Origin of the sequence: Microbacterium sp. CH1, assembly GCF_001595495.1 — a bacterium.
Classification (GTDB): Bacteria; Actinomycetota; Actinomycetes; order Actinomycetales; family Microbacteriaceae; genus Microbacterium.
In genome coordinates, this window is the sequence record NZ_LOSO01000011.1 from 776,081 (window position 1) to 793,857 (window position 17,777).

Annotated in this window: 17 protein-coding genes; 5 read left to right on the plus strand and 12 right to left on the minus strand. The window is 69.9% G+C overall.

The window, feature by feature from the left end:
- Window position 1: 1 nt before the first annotated feature.
- Window positions 2-1,228, minus strand: coding sequence for an LLM class flavin-dependent oxidoreductase (locus tag AUV07_RS07185; protein WP_062634920.1), 1,227 nt, complete (start codon window positions 1,226-1,228; stop codon window positions 2-4).
- 111 nt (window positions 1,229-1,339) lie between these two features.
- On the opposite strand from AUV07_RS07185, the gene AUV07_RS07190 reads away from it, so the two are divergent.
- Window positions 1,340-2,467, plus strand: coding sequence for an acyltransferase family protein (locus AUV07_RS07190; RefSeq protein ID WP_062634922.1), 1,128 nt, complete (start codon window positions 1,340-1,342; stop codon window positions 2,465-2,467).
- On the plus strand, window positions 2,464-3,348 hold the full coding sequence (locus AUV07_RS07195) for a serine hydrolase domain-containing protein (RefSeq protein WP_062634924.1): 885 nt from the start codon (window positions 2,464-2,466) through the stop codon (window positions 3,346-3,348). Before AUV07_RS07190 ends, AUV07_RS07195 begins: the two co-directional genes overlap by 4 nt.
- A gap of 7 nt (window positions 3,349-3,355) precedes the next feature.
- Here the strand turns inward: AUV07_RS07195 and efeB are convergent, their stop codons facing one another.
- From efeB to efeU, 3 genes are read right to left on the minus strand one after another with little or no spacing between them, the layout of a single operon-like run.
- Entirely contained in the window at window positions 3,356-4,660 is a 1,305-nt protein-coding gene (efeB, locus tag AUV07_RS07200; RefSeq protein WP_062634926.1) for an iron uptake transporter deferrochelatase/peroxidase subunit, read from the minus strand.
- Between the two features lie 25 nt (window positions 4,661-4,685).
- Window positions 4,686-5,918, minus strand: coding sequence for an iron uptake system protein EfeO (efeO, locus tag AUV07_RS07205; RefSeq protein WP_062634928.1), 1,233 nt, complete (start codon window positions 5,916-5,918; stop codon window positions 4,686-4,688).
- Entirely contained in the window at window positions 5,915-6,853 is a 939-nt protein-coding gene (gene efeU, locus AUV07_RS07210) for an iron uptake transporter permease EfeU (protein WP_062635236.1), read from the minus strand. Before efeU ends, efeO begins: the two co-directional genes overlap by 4 nt.
- A 150-nt stretch (window positions 6,854-7,003) precedes the next feature.
- Between efeU and AUV07_RS07215 the strand changes: the two genes are divergently transcribed.
- On the plus strand, window positions 7,004-8,008 hold the full coding sequence (locus AUV07_RS07215) for an isopenicillin N synthase family dioxygenase (RefSeq protein ID WP_062634929.1): 1,005 nt from the start codon (window positions 7,004-7,006) through the stop codon (window positions 8,006-8,008).
- A 98-nt stretch (window positions 8,009-8,106) separates the two neighbouring features.
- On the opposite strand, the gene rpsO is transcribed toward AUV07_RS07215, so the two are convergent.
- Window positions 8,107-8,376, minus strand: coding sequence for a 30S ribosomal protein S15 (gene rpsO, locus AUV07_RS07220; protein ID WP_017203073.1), 270 nt, complete (start codon window positions 8,374-8,376; stop codon window positions 8,107-8,109).
- Between the two features lie 185 nt (window positions 8,377-8,561).
- Between rpsO and AUV07_RS07225 the strand changes: the two genes are divergently transcribed.
- Window positions 8,562-9,857 (plus strand): MFS transporter, encoded by a 1,296-nt coding sequence (locus AUV07_RS07225; RefSeq protein ID WP_062634931.1) that lies wholly within the window; start codon window positions 8,562-8,564, stop codon window positions 9,855-9,857.
- Between the two features lie 31 nt (window positions 9,858-9,888).
- Here AUV07_RS07225 and AUV07_RS07230 read toward each other — a convergent pair whose 3' ends face one another.
- The 3 genes from AUV07_RS07230 to AUV07_RS07240 form a co-directional block, all read right to left on the minus strand.
- A complete protein-coding gene (locus AUV07_RS07230) occupies window positions 9,889-10,443 on the minus strand; it encodes a YceI family protein (RefSeq protein WP_025103197.1) in 555 nt (184 codons plus the stop codon).
- A gap of 177 nt (window positions 10,444-10,620) precedes the next feature.
- Window positions 10,621-10,989 (minus strand): FKBP-type peptidyl-prolyl cis-trans isomerase, encoded by a 369-nt coding sequence (locus AUV07_RS07235; protein WP_025103196.1) that lies wholly within the window; start codon window positions 10,987-10,989, stop codon window positions 10,621-10,623.
- A gap of 211 nt (window positions 10,990-11,200) precedes the next feature.
- Complete coding sequence (locus AUV07_RS07240; protein ID WP_082802876.1) at window positions 11,201-12,502, minus strand: PrsW family intramembrane metalloprotease; 1,302 nt, start codon at window positions 12,500-12,502, stop codon at window positions 11,201-11,203.
- A gap of 89 nt (window positions 12,503-12,591) precedes the next feature.
- Between AUV07_RS07240 and AUV07_RS07245 the strand changes: the two genes are divergently transcribed.
- The gene (locus tag AUV07_RS07245) at window positions 12,592-13,461 is read left to right on the plus strand and encodes a fumarylacetoacetate hydrolase family protein (RefSeq protein WP_025103194.1); all 870 of its coding nucleotides are present in this window, start codon (window positions 12,592-12,594) and stop codon (window positions 13,459-13,461) included.
- Window positions 13,462-13,525: 64 nt separating this feature from the next.
- On the opposite strand, the gene AUV07_RS07250 is transcribed toward AUV07_RS07245, so the two are convergent.
- From AUV07_RS07250 to AUV07_RS07265, 4 genes are read right to left on the minus strand one after another with little or no spacing between them, the layout of a single operon-like run.
- On the minus strand, window positions 13,526-14,986 hold the full coding sequence (locus AUV07_RS07250) for an aspartate ammonia-lyase (RefSeq protein ID WP_025103193.1): 1,461 nt from the start codon (window positions 14,984-14,986) through the stop codon (window positions 13,526-13,528).
- 51 nt (window positions 14,987-15,037) lie between these two features.
- Window positions 15,038-15,967, minus strand: a complete 930-nt coding sequence (locus AUV07_RS07255) for a phosphodiesterase (RefSeq protein WP_062634933.1) — start codon at window positions 15,965-15,967, stop codon at window positions 15,038-15,040.
- A gap of 51 nt (window positions 15,968-16,018) precedes the next feature.
- Complete coding sequence (locus tag AUV07_RS07260; RefSeq protein ID WP_025103191.1) at window positions 16,019-16,354, minus strand: hypothetical protein; 336 nt, start codon at window positions 16,352-16,354, stop codon at window positions 16,019-16,021.
- Entirely contained in the window at window positions 16,351-17,715 is a 1,365-nt protein-coding gene (locus AUV07_RS07265) for an inorganic phosphate transporter (RefSeq protein WP_062634935.1), read from the minus strand. Before AUV07_RS07265 ends, AUV07_RS07260 begins: the two co-directional genes overlap by 4 nt.
- Between the last annotated feature and the right edge of the window lie 62 nt (window positions 17,716-17,777).

A 17,777-nucleotide genomic window follows, 5' to 3' on the forward strand; every position in this document is an offset into this window, starting at 1 on the left:
GTCAGGCCTCCTTCCGGCCGAGTCCGAATGCGGCACCGGCGGGCGCCGGCGTGTCCTGGTAGGGCGAGTCCCCGGTGAGGTTGTCGCCGCGGTTCGCGCCGGGACGCGCCTGCCGGGTGGGCCCGTCGCCGTACGTCGCCTGCACGCGCGCGGCGTGGGTCGGCGCGTCGGGCACCGTCGACGGGCGGCCCTTCGCGAGCTCCTTGCGGAGCACCGGCACGACCTCGGCGCCGAGGATGTCGAGCTGCTCGAGGACCGTCTTCAGCGGCAGACCCGCGTGGTCGATGAGGAACAGCTGGCGCTGGTAGTCGCCGTAGTGCTCGCGCATCGCCGCGTACCGGTCGATCACCTGCTGCGGCGACCCCACGGTCAGCGGGGTCATCTCGGTGAAGTCCTCCATGCTGGGGCCGTGACCGTAGACGGGCGCGTTGTCGAAGTACGGGCGGAACTGGTTCACCGCGTCCTGCGACTTCGCGGCCATGAACACCTGGCCGCCGAGACCGACGATCGCCTGCTCGCGCGTGCCGTGGCCGTAGTGCTCGAAGCGCTGACGGTACAGCTCGATGAGCCGCTGGTAGTGCTCCTTCGGCCAGAAGATGTTGTTCGCGAAGAAGCCGTCGCCGTAGTACGCGGCCTGCTCCGCGATCTCCGGGGTGCGGATCGAACCGTGCCACACGAACGGGGCGATGCCGTCGAGCGGACGGGGCGTGGAGGTGAAGCCCTGCAGCGGCGTGCGGAACTTGCCCTCCCAGTCGACGACGTCCTCGCGCCACAGCTTGTGCAGCAGCGCGTAGTTCTCGATCGCGAGCGGGAGGCCCTGACGGATGTCCTGCCCGAACCACGGGTACACCGGGCCGGTGTTGCCGCGGCCCAGCATGAGGTCCATGCGGCCGTCCGAGACGTGCTGCAGCATCGCGTACTCCTCGGCGATGCGGACCGGGTCGTTCGTCGTGATCAGCGTCGTCGAGGTCGAGACGATGAGGCGCTCCGTCTGGGCGGCGAGCGCGGCGAGGAACGTCGTGGGGCTCGACGACCAGAAGGGCGGGTTGTGGTGCTCGCCGATGGCGAAGACGTCGAGGCCCACCTCCTCGGCATGCGTGGCGATGGCCAGCGTCTCCTTGATCCGCTCCTGCTCGCTGGGGGTGACTCCCGTGGTGGGGTCGCGGGTGATGTCGCTGACCGACATGATGCCGAACTGCATCGCCTGCGCGCCTGACTGCTCGCTCATGATTGCTCCGTGTTCTCCGAATCGGATGCTCCACATCCAGTTCTATTCATTTGAATGTAATTGGGTCAACGCGTGCAGGGCAACTTTATTCCCGGCCGGTAGCCTCGGAGAATGAGCACCACCGGAGTCGGGACGACGCGGCCCCACACAGGGCCCGCCCGTAAACGCCGACGCGTGCCCTTCTGGGACAACGCCCGCTACGCCTGCATCGTCCTCGTCGTGCTGGGCCATGCCATCCAGCGCCTCAGCTACGACTCGGACATCGCCTTCGCCTTCTACCTGGCGCTGTACGCGTTCCACATGCCGGCGTTCGCCATCATCTCCGGCTACTTCTCCAAGTCGGGCTCTCCCACCCGGACGCAGATGGCCCGCGTCATCACCGACATCATCCTCCCCTACGTCATCTTCGAGGCGCTCTGGACGCTCACCAAGTGGCTCGTGGAGGGAGAGACCACCCCGAACCCGACGCAGCCCAGCTGGACGCTCTGGTTCCTGCTCGCGCTCGGGATCTTCCGTCTCGTCCTCCCCTACCTCGCGCTGCTACGCTGGCCGCTGCTGTGGACGATCGTGATCTCCATCGGCGCCGGCTACCTGCCGAACGTCGACAGCACGTTCTCGCTCTCCCGGACCCTGGGCCTGCTGCCGTTCTTCACCCTGGGCTGGTGGCTCCGGGAGAAGAACGTCGTCGACCGCCTCCGTCTCCTCGACGTCCGCCCGTGGTGGAGCCGCGTCCTCGCGCTCGTCGTCCTCGGCACGGCCGGATGGGCCGCGTGGAACTGGCTGCCGCTGTGGCAGGCGGTCGACCTGCGGCACTGGCTGTTCTACGAGGACTCCTACGTCGACCTCGTCGGCGACCAGTGGTGGGCCGGCGGCATCCGCATCCTGCTCATGCTGCTCGCGGTCGTGCTGTGCGCCGCCTTCTTCGCCCTCATCCCCCGCGGGGCGTACTGGTGGACCACATTCGGTCAGTACACGATGTACGTCTACCTCCTACACTCCTTCGTGCTCTACCCGTTCCGCGAGAGCGGCGTGCTGCGCGACCTCGAGCCGACCTGGTTCTGGCTCCCTGCGGTCACGGCGCTCTCGGTGGTCCTCGCACTGCTGCTCGCGACCACGCCCGTGCGGCGGGTGTTCCGTCCGCTCGTGGAGCCGCGGCCGCGGTGGCTGTTCGCCGATCCCGAGCTCGCGTCGCGGGAAGGTCGCCGCAACGATCCGACCGGCTCCCGACGTCCGCGATGACAGGCGCCCACCCCGCGTCCGAGGTCCGGGATCGGCTCGTCGCCATCGCCGACTCCCAGGGGTTCGCCGCGCACGGGCTCCACGTGTGCATCGGCGACGACACCGCGGATCACCGCTGGACGCCCGATGTCCGTGAGGACGTGCACTCGATCGCGAAGGGCGTCTGCGTCTTGGCCGCCGCCCTCGCCGCCGATGACGGACTGATCCGCCTGGACGACCCCGTCGCCACCCTCCTGCCGGAGCACGAACTCGGCGAGGGCGTCGCTCACGTCACCCTGCGTCATCTGCTGTCGATGTCGAGCGGCATCGACCTGCCGTGGTCCGAGACGCTGATGACGGACTGGCCGGATCTGGCCCGCGAGTTCCTGCGACGGCCGTCGCGCGGGCGGGTGTTCCAGTACTCCAACGCGAGCACCTACACCGCGATGACCGCCCTCGCGACCCGCGTGGGCGACGTCGGCGACTACCTCTCGGCGCGCCTCTTCGCCCCGCTCGGCATCGACGACGTGACGTGGTCCCGCTGCCCGAACGGACGCATCGAGGCGGGTGGCGGCCTGCCGCTCCGCACCGAGGAGGTCGCGCGCCTGGGACTGCTCATCCGTGATCGCGGCTCCTGGCAGGGAGGTCGACTCGTCGCCGCGGAGTGGATCGACGCCATGCACGAGGACGGCGTCGTCGCGGGCGTCAACCCGGGCTACGACCGCTATGCGCTCGCGGGCTGGCAGGGTCCGGGGCGGGCGTGGCGGCTGCACGGAGCCCACGGCCAGCTGCTGCTGTTCCTCGGCGACGCGGTGGTGACGGTGACCGCTCACGATCACGCCGGAGCGGATGCGTTCGCCGCGGACGCCGTCGCCGTCCTCGAAGACGTCGCCGCCGGCTGAGTCCTGCTCAGGCGAACAGCTCCGCCCCCACGTACGAACCCGGTCGCGCTCCCGGCGGGATGGCCCAGATGCCCGAGCCCACGTGACGGATGTACTCGTTGAGACGGTCGGTCGACAGGCGGCGCTGCAGGCTGATGAACTGGGCGGGATCACGCTGGTAGGACAGGAAGAACAGCCCGGCGTCCAGGCGCCCCAGGGCGTTGTTGCCGTCGACGTAGTTGTACCCGCGGCGCAGGATGCGGATGCCGTCGTTCTGCTCCGGATGCGCGAGCCGGACGTGACTGTTCGCATCGATCTCCGTGCCGCGGAAGTCGGGGGCCGTGAACTCATCGCCTCCGGAGAGCGGTGCCCCGACCCCCTTGTCCCGTCCGATGATCGAGTCCTGCTCGGCCAGGCGCACCCGGTCCCAGGTCTCGATGAGCATGGCGATCTTCCGGGCGACCAGATACGAACCGCCGGCCATCCAGGACGGCTCGTCACCCTCGGCGACCCAGACGTGCTCGGCGAGCGCCGCGGTGTCGTCGGCGAGGATGTTGGCCGTGCCGTCCTTGAAGCCGAAGAGGTTCCGGGGCGTGGCCTGGCTCGCCGTCGTGCGCGAGGTCTTGCCGAATCCGAGCTGCGACCAGCGCAGACGGGCCCGCCCGAATGCGATGCGGCTGAGGTTGCGGATCGCGTGTACCGCGACCTGGGGGTCGTCGGCACAGGCCTGGATGCACAGGTCGCCGTGCGACGCCGCGGGATCGAGGTCGTCCCCGAGGAAGGCGGGGAGGCGTTCGAGGCCGGGCGGGCGCCGAGCGGCGAGACCGTAGCGATCGCCGTCCTCGTTCTCGAACAGCCCCGGCCCGAACCCGAACGTGAGGGTCAGGCCCGCGGCGGGAAGCCCCAGCGCCTCCCCCGTGTCATCCGGGGGCGCTTCGGCGGGACCGTTCACCGCGCCGCTCGCACTCACCTCCAGCCCCTGCGTCATCCGCGCCGCGGCGTACGACCAGTCTTGCAACAGGGAGATGAGGTCGTCCCGATCGGTGCGGGGCATCATGTCGAAGCTCGCGAAGTGCAGGTGGTCCTGCACCGGCGTCGTGATGCCGGCCTGGTGCGCGCCGAAGAACTCGTACCGCGACTCGGCGTCCTCGGCGGCGCGCGCACGCCCGAGCGCCATGCCTCCGGCCGTGCCGGCCCCCAGCCCGACGGCCAGGCCGGCGACGCCACCGCCGACGGCCAGCCCGAGCAGCCCGCGGCGGCTGAGACCGCCGCCGGAGGGCTCCGACGGCGGGGCCGCCGGAGTCTCCCGGGCGACGGATTCCGACTCGTTCACGTCCGTGCTCCTCCGTGTGCCGCCGTCAGTCGAGCACCGTGCCGGTGAGCTGCGAGAGCGGCTCGGCGAGTGCGTTGATGAGGTCGGTGAACTCGCGCTTGTCGGCTTCGGTCAGCTCGCCGTACCCCACGAAGCCCTCGGCGAGCGAGCCGTGCGCGGCGAGGGACTCCTCGAGGGCGGTGTATCCGGTCTCGATCTCGGAGACGAGGGCCTCGCCGTCGTCGCCCTGCGCCGCGGCGAAGTCCTGCACCAGCGAGAAGGCCATCTTGGAGCCCTCGACGTTCGCGGCGAAGTCGAAGAGATCCGTGCCGGACCACCAGTCCTCCTCGCCGGAGATCTTGCCGGTGGCCACCTCGTCGAGCAGCGCGATCGCGCCGTTCGAGATGCCGCCGATCCCCTGGTCGTCCAGCGCGGTGGTGAAGTCGTCCGAGTGCACGTAGTCGTACAGCTCCTGCACGTCGGCCAGGAGCAGGTCGCCGTAATCGGCGCGCTCCGCGGGCGTGGACGGCGCCCAGTCCTGCCATGCCGGGGTCTCTCCGTCGGCGTTCAGCGCGTCCTTCGCCGGCACCCAGAGGTCCTTCTCGATGCGGTGGAAGCCGGTCCAGTCCAGACCCTCCGCCACCGCATCGACCTCTCGGTAGTCGATCCGCGGATCGAGGTCTCCGAGCGCCTCGGCGACGGGCTCGATGCGCTCGTAGAACGCCCTCGTCTGCGGGAAGAGCGTGCGGGCGGTCTCGTCGTCGCCGGACTCGTAGGCGGCCACGAGGTCTTCCACGGCCGGCACGAGCTGCCCGACCTGATCCTTCACGAACGCCCCGTAGAGATCGACGGCCTTCTGCTTCTGCTCAGCGTCGGGGCCGTCCACCGCCACGCGGTCTCCGGTCACCGTGAACGACGCCCGGCCGACACCGTCGCCGACCATGCCCGGCTTGCAGAGCGTGAAGTACTCGCCCGGCTGGGCGACCACCGTGAGGGTGCGGGACGCGGCCGGGGCGATGTTCTCGACCTCGCCGACGATTCGCAGTCCGTCCTCGGCCAGCAGGTAGAACTCGGAGACCTGGTCGGTGTCGTTCGTCACATCGAACGTCAGCGTCCCGCTCTTCGCGGTGGACGCGGAGACGGCGCAGTCCGTGGCGGTGGATGAGACGTCGAACGCCGCCGTCGCCTGGGCATCGCTCTTCGCGACGCAGCCGCTGAGGAGGAGGACGGCGGTACCCGCGGCGGCTGCCGCGGCGAGGACCCGGTGCGAGGTGATCATGCTGCTCCTTGCTGTGTGAGGGAGGACGTCGGTGTGGCGGCGGAGGCGCCGCGCGTCGAAGGGCGTGCCGAGCGAAGGCCGCGGAGGTAGAGCCCGCCCACGACGAGGATGTAGAGGCCCCAGGTGATCACCTGCAGCCAGGTCATGGCGGGCATGAAGCCGACCGTGGCCTGCAGGACGGAGGCCAGCGCGCCGCCGGGAGCGATCGCCGCCGACACGTCGAACGCCCAGCCGAACGGGAAGCCGGCCGCGCCCACGGCGACGGCGCCGGTGACCGGGTCGAGCGGAGCGGCGGCGGTGAACGGGCCGGGAAGCGCGCCCGCCTCCTGCAGATCCATCAGCGCGTAGGCGAGGACGCCGGCGGCGACGATCACGAGGAAGCCGCCCGTCCAGGCGAAGAAGCGCCGCAGGTCCAGGCGCAGCGCCCCGCGGGAGATGAGCCAGCCGAGCACGACGGCCACGGAGAGTCCCAGGAGCGCGCCGACGAGGGCCGAGGGGGCGTCGCCGAAGGACTGCACCATCGACCACAGCAGCAGCGTGGTCTCGATCCCCTCGCGGGCGACGGAGACGAAGCCGGTCGCGATGAGCGCCCAGAGACCACCCACCGTCAGCGCGCGATCGATGCCGCCCTCCAGAGTCGCCTTCATGGTGCGGCCGGCGCGCTGCATCCAGAAGATCATCCACGTCACCATCGCCACCGCGACGAGGGACAACCCGCCGCCGATCAGCTCCTGGGCCTGGAAGGTCAGTTCGTAGGCCCCGAAGGTCAGGATCGCGCCGATGCCCAGAGCGAGGGCGATCGCGAGACCGACCCCGGCCCACATCTTCGGCAGCGCGTCCCGGCGACCGAGACGGCGGAGGTAGGCGACGAGGATGCCGACGACGAGCGCGGCTTCGAGACCCTCGCGGAGTCCGATGAGGAAGGTGGCGAGCACGGGAGACACTCTCTGACTGACGACTGAGGTAAGGCATCCCTTACCACCGAGACTCTAGCACCGCGACCGGCGCGGCCCCGACACCGCCGCCGGAGGTAATGGAGTGCAACAGAGCGTCCTCCGGCCACATCCCCGACATAGCCTCGGTCCATGGCTGAACTCTCGCTCCCCATCCTCGACCTGTCCCAGCTCGACGACGGCCCCGAGGCCGCGGCGCGCTTCCGCGACGACCTCCGCGCGGCCACTCACGACGTCGGCTTCTTCTACCTCACCGGCACCGGGATCTCGCCGGAACTCGAGGCGCGGCTGCACCAGGCGGCCCTCGACTTCTTCGCCCTGCCGGAGGAGGACAAGCTCGCGATCGAGAACGTCAACAGCCCGCACTTCCGCGGCTACACCCGGATCGGCGGGGAACGGACGCAGGGCAAGGTCGACTGGCGCGAGCAGATCGACATCGGCCCCGAGCGCGAGCCGGTGGACGGTGGCCCCGCCTTCAACCGCCTCATCGGCCCCAACCTCTGGCCGGCCGCCCAGCCCGAGCTGAAGCAGGTCGTCACCGAGTGGCACGACGCTCTGACGGAGATCGCCCGCAAGCTCCTGCGCGCCTGGGCCCTCACTCTCGGGGCCGAGGAGACCTACTTCGACGAGACGTTCCGCGATCCGTCGACCCTCATCAAGATCGTGCGGTACCCGGGCACGAACGAGCCGGAACCGCAGCAGGGCGTCGGCGCGCACAAGGACTCCGGGGTGCTGACGCTGCTCTGGGTCGAGCCCGGCAAGGGCGGGCTCCAGGTCGAGCGTGACGGCGAGTGGGTGTCGGCTCCCCCGGTTCCCGGCGCCTTCGTCGTCAACATCGGCGAGCTGCTCGAGTACGCCACCGGCGGCTACCTCAAGGCGACGAACCACCGGGTGATCTCGCCGCGAGCACCGGAAGAGCGCATCTCGATCCCGTTCTTCTTCAATCCGGCGCTCGATCAACAGCTCCCGCTGCTCGAGCTCCCCGCCGACCTCGCCGCCGAGGCGACCGGGGTCACCGAGGACCCGAGCAATCCGATCCACGCGACCTACGGCGAGAACGCCATGAAGTCCCGGCTGCGCGCACACCCCGACGTGGCGGCCATCCACCACCCCGACCTGGTGCAGGCGACCGCCTGAGCAGATCCCACCGCCAGGACATGACGAAGGCCGCCCCACACCGTGGGGCGGCCTTCTCAAGAATGTTCTGCGCGATTGAACGCTGGGTCCGTGGTGCCTTATCGGCGAAGACCAAGGCGTGCGATCAGCGAGCGGTACCGCTCGATGTCGACGCTCTGGAGGTAGCCGAGCAGACGACGGCGCTGACCCACGAGCAGGAACAGACCACGACGCGAGTGGTGGTCGTGCTTGTGCTCCTTCAGGTGCTCGGTGAGGTCCTTGATGCGCTGCGTCAGCATCGCGGCCTGCACCTCGGGGGATCCGGTGTCACCGGGGTGCGTCGCGTACTCTTCGATGATCGCCTTCTTGACGTCTGCTTCCAGTGCCATAGATTCGATCCCCTCTCTGCTTGTTGCGCGGCGCCCGACGCCTGATGCGTGAGCTCTCTTTATCCGCGGCCGATCGAACGGCAACCTGACGAGTCTACCAGCCCGAACGACCACGGCGGGACACGGGGTCCGGAGCGAGGCGCACCGGTCAACTAGGCTCGGGATGTGCAGAAGAAGATCGCCCTGTGAGCTCCCGACGCGGCCATCTGATCGACCTCACCCCGCTGAAGGCGAGCCCGGCCTTCGCCCGGATGTGGATCGGCTCGACGCTCGCCGGCATCGGCGGTCAGCTCACCATCGTGACCGTGATGCTGCACGTGTTCGAACTGACCGAGAGCACGTTCGCCGTCTCGATGATCGCCGTCGCCGGTCTCCTCCCGATGATCCTCGCCGGCCTGTACGGCGGCATGCTCGCCGACGCGTTCGACCGCCGTCGGGTCGCGCTGATCGCGGCCACCGTGACGTTCGCCTCCACCGCGCTCCTCGCCGCGCTCACGTGGACGGGGACGGAGACGATCTGGTGGCTGTACGCGCTGAGCATCGTGAACTCGGCGGCGAACTCCGTCGGCATGGCCACCCGGACGGCGATCGTCCCCCGACTCATCCCCCGCCGCATGCTCGCCGCCGCGTCCGCGCTCAACGGCGTCGCGTTCGGACTCACGGTCATGGCCGGCCCCGCGCTGGCCGGACTCCTCGTGGCCCTCACCGGGTACGGCTGGACGTACACGATCGACGTCGTGCTCATGCTGTCGATGTTCCTCGGACTGTGGACCCTCCCCGCCCTGCGCCCCGAAGGCGAAACCGTGCGCCCCGGCCTCGCCTCACTCGTCGACGGCTGGCGCTTCCTCCGCCGGGCGGGCAACATCCGGATGCAGTACGTCATGGACATCATCGCGATGACCTTCGGGCAGCCGCTCGTGCTCTTCCCGGCGCTGGGCACCGTGATCCTCGGCGGCGGGGCGTTCACGACCGGCATCCTCACGGCGGCGGTCGCCGTCGGCACCTTCTCCTCGAGCCTGTTCTCCGGCCGCGTGGTGCAGTACCGGTGGCACGGTCGTGGGATCGCCCGTGCCATCGAGGCCTACGGCGCCGCGATCGCCCTGTTCGGCGTCGTCCTCCTGATCGGCGCCTTCTCCGCGACGCCCGCCGGCGAGGACCGGCCGCACGTCCTGCTCATCGTCGCCGCGTGCGTGGCGCTCGCGCTCTCCGGCGCCTCGGACAACATCAGCTCGATCTATCGGAACACCATGATGCAGGCCGCGGTACCGGACGCCATGCGCGGACGCCTGCAGGGGCTCTTCGTCGTCGTGGTGACCGGCGGCCCCCGCGTCGGCGCCCTCTACGCCGGGACCCTCGCGACGCTGACGTCGCTGTGGTTCCCCCCGCTGCTCGGCGGCATCCTCGTGATCGTGCTCGTCGCCCTCCTCGCCCGTCGGCACCCGCGGTTCCGCGCCTACGACGCAGAGAACCCCGAGCCCTGACGGGCCCGGGGTTCGGAGAGGTCCGCGCGCGTCAGTCCTGCTGCAGCGCACCCTGGAGGTCGAGCGTGATCGTGACGTCCTTGCCGACGAGTACGCCGCCGGTCTCCAGCGCGGCGTTCCAGGTGAGGCCGAAGTCCTCGCGGTTGATGACCGTCTTGGCGGAGGCACCGGCCTTGTAGTTGCCCCACGGGTCGCTGCCGAAGCCGCCGAAGTCGAGCTCGAAGGTGACGGGCTTGGTGATGCCGCGGATGGTGAGGTCGCCGTCCACGAGGAAGTCGCCACCCTCGACGCGCGCGCCGGTCGAGACGAAGTCCATGGTCGGGAAGTTCTCGGTGTCGAAGAAGTCGGCGGAACGGAGGTGCTGGTCACGGCCCTCGTCCTTCGTGTCGACGGAGGTCACGTCGACCGAGGCCTCGACCTTGGCGTCGAGCGGGTTCTCCGGAGCCACGAGCGTCGCGCTCTTCACGCCGAAGGTGCCGCGCACCTTCGAGATCATCATGTGGCGGACGCTGAAGGTCACCTCGCTGTGGGACGGGTCGAGGACCCAGGTGCCGGGGCGGTAACCGGGGATGTCGATGCTGCTCATGATTGCTCCTCAGGAGACGTCGGCCGCGGCGGCGGCGAAGGGATGGCACCGCGATCGTCCGCGGCACCCTTCCGACAACATACATTCATTCGCATGTATTCCCGTGTCGAGCAGAAAGTCCGGAGACATCGAAAGCGCCCCGCACCACAGGGTGCGGGGCGCTTCCGAACGAGGATGTCAGCCGACAGCGACGAGATCGATGATGAAGATCAGCGTCTTGCCGGAGAGGAAGTGCCCTCCCCCGGCCGGGCCGTACGCGAGGTGCGGCGGGATGATCAGCTCGCGACGGCCGCCGACCTTCATGCCGGGGATGCCGTCCTGCCAGCCCTGGATCAGGCCACGGAGCGGGAACTGGATGGTCTCCCCGCGACCCCACGACGAGTCGAACTCCTCGCCGGACTCGAACTCCACGCCGGCGTAGTGGACGGTCACGGTGTCGCCGGGCTTGGCCTCGGCACCGTCACCCTCGATGATGTCGCGGATGACCAGTTCTGCGGGGGCAGGGCCGGTCGGGGCGTCGAACTCGGGCTTTGTGCGATCAGTCATGGCTCCATCCAACCCGACCGCCGCGCGCGCGGTCAACGCGACCGCACCTACTCACAGCGAACACCTCGTCGAGCCGCCGTGGCCGCCCGTCGCGGAGACCCTTGACACATCCCCGGGGCCGGGTGCACCCTGGTGGCAGATCAACTCAGCGCCCGGGAGACATGCAGGCATCGCCGCAGCACCGGGCGCTGAGTCTGTCCGGAGCGGTCCCTCAGTAGGCCAGCAGCGCGGCGCGTGCCGCCCTCGTGCGGATCAGCAGAGCACGCTCGTCCTCGACCGCGAGCGGGTCGCGGCCGGTGATCGCCCGCTGGCGAACCGCCGCCAGAGCCGTCGCGTCCTTGATGAACTCACGCATCAGCGGCCGGCGGTCGCCGCGCAGCTGCGCCGCCCACGCCAGCCCGACCTTGCGCCCGGCGGGCGTGGCGAGCATCGTGACCTCCTCCGGCGTGAACCAGCCGGCGGCCGCGTACTCGGCCAGGCGCGCCCGCGTGAGCCGCGCCTCCTCTCGCCGCAGCGCGACGATCCCGAGGATGAAGCCGATGAACAGCGGCACCTGCAGGGTGAAGTAGAGCCCGAAGAAGTCGGCGAAGGTCGCCGACCCGTTCCACAGGCCGTGCAGGAGGATCGCCCCGACCATGCCGACCAGGCCCGCGCCGGCGGCCGCTCCCGCGGAGGCGTGCCGGCGCGCCACGAGGCCGATCGCGAACCCCGTCAGCGAGGTGAACATCGCGTGGGCGAACGGCGAGAGCACCGCCCGCACGATGAAGGTGACGCCGAGCTGCTCGCCGCCGCCTTCGATCAGGCTGATGGCGAAGTACTGGATGTTCTCGGTGAACGCGAAGCCCGCGCCGACGAGCGCCCCGTAGACGACGCCGTCGATCGGACCGTCGAAGGATCGTCGCGCCAGCAGGAAGATGAGGAAGACCCCGAGGCCCTTCCAGAACTCCTCGACGATGGGCGCCTGGATCACCGCGGAGAACTCCTCGGAGCGGATGTCGAACAGCATCGTGAGGCCGATGTCGACGAGGAGCGTGAGGCCGACCGCGGCCACGGCACCCCAGGCGATGGCGAACGCCACGAGACGCTTGGGCTCCGGCTCCCACCGGTCGATCATGCGCACCCCGAGGAAGACGATCGTGAGCGGGATCAACGCCAGGACGAGCCCGATCACCGAGGCGGTCGGTCCGAGCGCCCAGCCGAAGTAGCCGATGAGCGCCAGGAGGAGGAACCCGAGGAAGCCGAACAGCCACAGCGAGATCGTCCGGCCCTTCTTGTTCGGCACCGGGAGAGCCGGCAGCGACTCGGCGGGCGACGGCGCGACGGGAGCCGGTGGCGTGTAGGGCGTCGGCTGCGCGAGGGCCGACGCATAGCCCGGCTGCTGTCCGAACGACGGCGGCAGATACGGCGACTGTGCGTACTGCGCGGCGGAGTACGCACTCGGCTGCGCGGGCGGCGCGGACGGCGGCGTGTACCGGGCGGGCTGCTGGGGGTCGGACGGTCCTCCGAAGGTCATGCTCAAAGCTTATGGGGCACAAGCATCCGCGCCGGGCTCTGGGGGCTTCCTCCACCCGACCGGCCGCACACACCCGGTAGCGTAGAACCATGCGGTTCGCTCACCTGCGCCGTCCAGACTCCTCCCAGGCGGTTCTCGCCGTGGTGGAGGGCTCGGACGCCATCCTCGTCTCCGATCTCCTGTCCGACGCGCCTGCCACCCTGCAGCAGCTGATCGAGCGAGGAGACGCCGGACTCGACGAGCTCCGCGCCGCCCTGCGCGACAGCACGGCCCCGCGCCACCCGCTGACCGGCTGGGGGTTCGCCTCCGCCGTGATCGCGCCGCCGGCCGTGCTCGCCGTCGGTCTCAACTACGCCGCGCACTCCAGCGAGCTTGGACTCAAGACCGACGCCGCGCCGACCGTGTTCACGCTGTGGCCGAACTCGCTGACCGGTCACGACCAGACCACGTCCTGGCCCCGGAGCCTCAGCGAGGCCGTCGACTACGAGGCCGAGCTGGGCGTGCTCATCGGCACCCCCGCGAAGGACGTGCCGGAGGCGGACGCCCTGACGCACGTGTGGGGCTACACGGTGGTCAACGACATCACGGCGCGGAACATCCAGTTCTCCGAGGCGCAGTGGTCCCGCTGCAAGTCGTTCGACGGCTTCACCCCCACCGGGCCCTTCGCGGTGACCGCCGACGAGATCGCCGACCCGCAGGACCTCCACATCTGGACCGTGGTGGACGGACACACCGTGCAGGACGCCAGCACCGACCAGATGGTGCGCTCGGTGGCGAAGCTCATCGCCCACCTCTCCCAGTCGCTCACCCTGCTCCCCGGCACCCTGATCTCCACGGGCAGCCCCGGCGGCGCCGGCTACTCGCGCGACCCGCAGATCTTCCTCCGCGACCGCTCGACCGTCACGGTCGGCATCGACGGCATCGGCGAGCTCACGACGCACTGCCGCATCCTCGACTGACCCGGACGCGACGAAGGGGACGGGAGCTGCGAGCTCCCGTCCCCTTCGCGTATCCGGTCGACGCTCAGATCTGGATGAGGTCGTCGGGGGTGACGATCGGGATGGCCGCCGTGACCGCCTCCAGGCCCGACAGACGGGCGGGAGACAGCTGCTTGGTGACCTCGTCGCGGGACATGAGTCCGGCCTCGACCACCAGGTCGGCGACGTTGCGGTTGGTCAGTAGGGCCGTCTTGGCCAGGGCGGCGGCCGCCGCGTAGCCGATGAAGGGCGTGAGCGCCGTGATGACGCCGACCGACGCGCCGACCATCGCGCCCAGACGGTCGCGGTTGGCGGTGATGCCCTCGACGCAGTTCACGCGCAGCGTCCACATGGCCTGACGCATCCAGGTGATCGACTGGAAGATCGAGTGCGCGATGACGGGCTCGAAGGCGTTGAGCTGGAGCTGACCGCCCTCGACGGCCATGGTCACGGTCATGTCGGCGCCGACGACCGCGAACGCCACCTGGTTCACGACCTCCGGGATCACCGGGTTGACCTTGCCCGGCATGATGCTGGAGCCGGCCTGGCGTGCGGGCAGGTTGATCTCGCCGAGGCCCGCCTGCGGACCCGACGACAGCAGGCGCAGGTCGTTGCAGATCTTCGAGAGCTTGATGGCGTTCCGCTTGAGCGACGAGGAGAACGACATGAAGGCGCCCGTGTCGCTCGTGGACTCGACGAGGTCGGTCGCCGTCTCCAGGTCGAGTCCGGTGATCTCGCGCAGGTGCTTCAGCACGGCGGGCGCGTAGTCGGGGTGGGTCGTGATGCCGGTGCCGATCGCGGTCGCGCCCATGTTGATCTCGAACATGAGGGAGGCGTTCTCGGTGAGGCGGCTGTGGTCCTCGCCCAGGGTCGTGGCGAAGCCGTGGAACTCCTGACCGAGCGTCATGGGCACGGCGTCCTGGAGCTGGGTGCGGCCGACCTTGAGGATGTCGTGGAACTCCCCCGCCTTGCCGAGGAAGGCCACGCGCAGGGCGTCCAGCTCGTCGAGCAGCGAGCGCAGCGTCAGCGAGAGGCCGATCTTGACCGCGGTCGGGTAGACGTCGTTGGTCGACTGGCTGCGGTTCGTGTGGTCGATCGGAGAGAGGAAGGCGTAGTCGCCCTTCTCGCGTCCGGCCATCTCCAGCGCGATGTTGGTGATGACCTCGTTCGCGTTCATGTTCGTCGACGTGCCGGCGCCGCCCTGGATGACGCCGACCGTGAACTGGTCGTGGAACTCGCCGTCGATGACGCGCTGTGCCGCGCGGTCGATGAGGTCGGCCCGCTCGGCGTCGAGGACGCCGATCTCCTTGTTGGCCCTGGCGCTGGCCTGCTTCACCATCGCGAGGGCGATCACCAGTTCGGGGTAGACCGAGATGGGGCGCTTCGTGATCGGGAAGTTCGCGTCGGCGCGGGCGGTGTGGATCCCCCAGTACGCGTCGGCGGGAATCTCCATGCTCCCCAGCGAATCGGTCTCGGTGCGGGTATGGGCGGGCGCGGCAGAAGCCATGTCACATCCTCGTGGGTCGTGGCGAACGGAAAAGTGGGGGATGCGACCAGTCTACGCCGGTCCTTGCGGGGTTTTCCGGGAGAACGCCTCCAGGCGCTCCTCCGGGGTCAGCGCCGCCATCCGCGCGATCCACTCCTCCGAGAAGTAGTCGTCGGTCGGCGCGTCGACCACGGGGACGACCGTGTGCGTGAGGGTCTCCGGCCGCACGTGCACGAGCTGGAACGACTGGGCGGCGTCCATGCCGTTCACCTCCGCCGCCGGACGGGCGACGTTCATGGTGTAGCAGGTCGCGGACGCGACGCTCACCGGGACGCCGGCGAACAGACCGTGTGAGGAGTAGTGCAGGTGGCCGGCGAGGATGCCGCGGACGTCGGTGCCGCGGATGACGGCGGCGAGCTCGTCCTGATGACGGAGCTCGAGGATGTCGAACAGCGGCAGGTGGCTGGGCAGCGGCGGATGGTGCATCGCCAGGATCGTCCCGTGCGGCGCGGGCTCCGCGAGGACGTCGGCCAACCACGCGAGCTGCGCCGGGTCGAGGTCGCCGTGGTGCCATCCCGGGACGCTGGTGTCGAGGGCCACGAGCCGCAGCCCGTCGAGATCCCACACCCCGGTGACCGGCTCCTCGGTGGGCTCGCCGTCCAGGAGCGCCTCGCGGAGCGCCGGGCGCTCGTCATGGTTGCCCGCGACCCAGACCACGGGAGCGCCCAGTTCGGCGGCGACCGGCTCGATCGCCGCACGCAGCCGGCGGTACGCATCCGGCTCGCCGAGGTCGGCGAGGTCCCCGGTGATCACGATGGCGGCGGGAGCGGGATGCACGGCGCGGATCGCCTCGAGCGTCCGCGCGAACGTGCGCTCGACGTCGTACCGTCCCCCCAACGCCGCGCCGCCGGCCAGGAAGTGCGGGTCGCTGACATGGATCAGGACATGGGACGCGGGGGCGTATCGGCCGAAGACCGGGGGCGTTCCGTTGGTTGCGGACATGCCCTCAGCCTAGGGGCGGGTGCCGACGCCCGTCCCTGGCGCGCCGGAGGCTCAGTGGCCGACGACGATGAGCAGGATGCCGGCGATGACCGCGGCCCCGCAGAGCACGAAGCAGCCGTAGGCGCCCACGAGGGCGAGGGTCTTCTGCCCCTCGGTGAGCGGGCTCTTCCTCGCCGCCTTCGCCGCCTGCTTGGCGGCCCGCTTGAGCTCCTTCTCGGAGATCACCGTGATGGCGTCGGTGAACTCCGCCGGGCTCACCACGGGGGCCCGGCCGCTGCGTACGAGCAGACGCAGACCCAGGGCGTAGAAGGTGACGATGGCGGCGGCGCCGATGAGCGCGGCGGCGAACACCTGCAGGAAGGCGATCCAGTCGATCGTGACGTTCATGCCGGATCCCCGTTCTGCGACGCGTCGGACGAGGAGGCGCTGCCGGTCTTCGCGGCCTTCGCGTCGGCCTTGGCCTTGGCCTTCTTCTTCGCCTTGTCCTTGGCCTCGGCCTTCGCCTTCTCCTTGGCCTCGGCGCGGGCCTTCGCCTCCGCCTTCGCCTGGGCGATGCGCTGCTGACGACGCGTGGGCGGCGGCGTCTCGGGAACCTCGACCGCGAGGTGGGACTCGGCGACATCGCTCATGGCGTTGGCCGGCGTGACGGCGTTGCGTCGCGAACGCATGTACAGCCCGAGGATGATCACCACCGCGAGCACGGCATCGATGGCCACACCCCAGGGACCGAGCCAGACGACGAGCAGCGCCGCCAGGGCGCCGACCCCTCCGGCCGCGGGCAGGGTCAGCAGCCAGCCGACGCCGATGCGACCGGCCGTCCGCCAGCGGACCGTCGAGCCGCGGCGACCGAGACCCGATCCGATGACCGATCCCGAGGCCACCTGCGTGGTGGAGAGGGCGAAGCCCAGGGCGCTGGAGGCCAGGATCGTCGCCGCCGTCGAGCTCTCGGCCGCGAAGCCCTGCGCCGGCTTGACGTCGGTCAGGCCCTTGCCCAGCGTGCGGATGATGCGCCAGCCGCCGAGATACGTGCCGAGGGCGATCGTGAACGCACAGGCGACGATGACCCAGAGCTCGGGCTCGTGGTGTGCACCGGACTGCCAGCCGATCGTGATCATCGCGAGGGTGATGACGCCCATCGTCTTCTGCGCGTCGTTGGTTCCGTGGGCGAGCGCGACCAGGGACGACGTGAAGATCTGACCCCAGCGGAAGCCGTCGCGCCCGTCTGGCTTGCCGTCGTAGCGCCGGGTGACCGAGTAGGCGATCTTCGTCGCCACGAAGGCGATGATGCCGGCGGTGATCGGGGCGATGAGAGCGGGGAGGACGATCTTCGACAGCACGGCGCCGAAGTCGATGCCGCCGAGGCCGGCTCCCACGAGCGTCGCGCCGATCAGACCGCCGAAGAGGGCGTGGGACGAGCTGGACGGCAGGCCGAGCAGCCAGGTCAGCATGTTCCAGGTGATCGCGCCGATGAGTCCGGCGAAGATCAGTGAGAGGAACAGCTCCGCCCCCGCGGCGAGGATCGCATCCTCCTGGATGATGCCGCCGGAGATGGTCTTGGACACCTCGGTCGACAGGAAGGCGCCGACGAGGTTGAGGAGAGCGGCCAGGAGCACCGCGGTCTTGGGCTTGAGCGCCCCGGTCGCGATGGGCGTGGCCATCGCGTTCGCGGTGTCGTGAAACCCGTTCGTGAAATCGAAGAAGAGTGCCAGCGCGATGACGAGCACGACGATGAGGGCTGCGGTTTCCACCGTTCGCTTTCGGTCTTGAGGAAGAGGGAGATGTCGACGGGATCGACGTGACGAACGAAGAG

Bases quoted from the DNA above. Each gene is read 5' to 3' on its own strand.
- AUV07_RS07185 (WP_062634920.1), bottom strand. From the start codon at position 1,228: ATGAGCGAGCAGTCAGGCGCGCAGGCGATGCAGTTCGGCATCATGTCG.
- AUV07_RS07190 (WP_062634922.1), top strand. From the start codon at position 1,340: ATGAGCACCACCGGAGTCGGGACGACGCGGCCCCACACAGGGCCCGCC.
- AUV07_RS07195 (WP_062634924.1), top strand. From the start codon at position 2,464: ATGACAGGCGCCCACCCCGCGTCCGAGGTCCGGGATCGGCTCGTCGCC.
- efeO (WP_062634928.1), bottom strand. From the start codon at position 5,918: ATGATCACCTCGCACCGGGTCCTCGCCGCGGCAGCCGCCGCGGGTACC.
- AUV07_RS07215 (WP_062634929.1), top strand. From the start codon at position 7,004: ATGGCTGAACTCTCGCTCCCCATCCTCGACCTGTCCCAGCTCGACGAC.
- rpsO (WP_017203073.1), bottom strand. From the start codon at position 8,376: ATGGCACTGGAAGCAGACGTCAAGAAGGCGATCATCGAAGAGTACGCG.
- AUV07_RS07230 (WP_025103197.1), bottom strand. From the start codon at position 10,443: ATGAGCAGCATCGACATCCCCGGTTACCGCCCCGGCACCTGGGTCCTC.
- AUV07_RS07235 (WP_025103196.1), bottom strand. From the start codon at position 10,989: ATGACTGATCGCACAAAGCCCGAGTTCGACGCCCCGACCGGCCCTGCC.
- AUV07_RS07240 (WP_082802876.1), bottom strand. From the start codon at position 12,502: ATGACCTTCGGAGGACCGTCCGACCCCCAGCAGCCCGCCCGGTACACG.
- AUV07_RS07245 (WP_025103194.1), top strand. From the start codon at position 12,592: ATGCGGTTCGCTCACCTGCGCCGTCCAGACTCCTCCCAGGCGGTTCTC.
- AUV07_RS07250 (WP_025103193.1), bottom strand. From the start codon at position 14,986: ATGGCTTCTGCCGCGCCCGCCCATACCCGCACCGAGACCGATTCGCTG.
- AUV07_RS07255 (WP_062634933.1), bottom strand. From the start codon at position 15,967: ATGTCCGCAACCAACGGAACGCCCCCGGTCTTCGGCCGATACGCCCCC.
- AUV07_RS07260 (WP_025103191.1), bottom strand. From the start codon at position 16,354: ATGAACGTCACGATCGACTGGATCGCCTTCCTGCAGGTGTTCGCCGCC.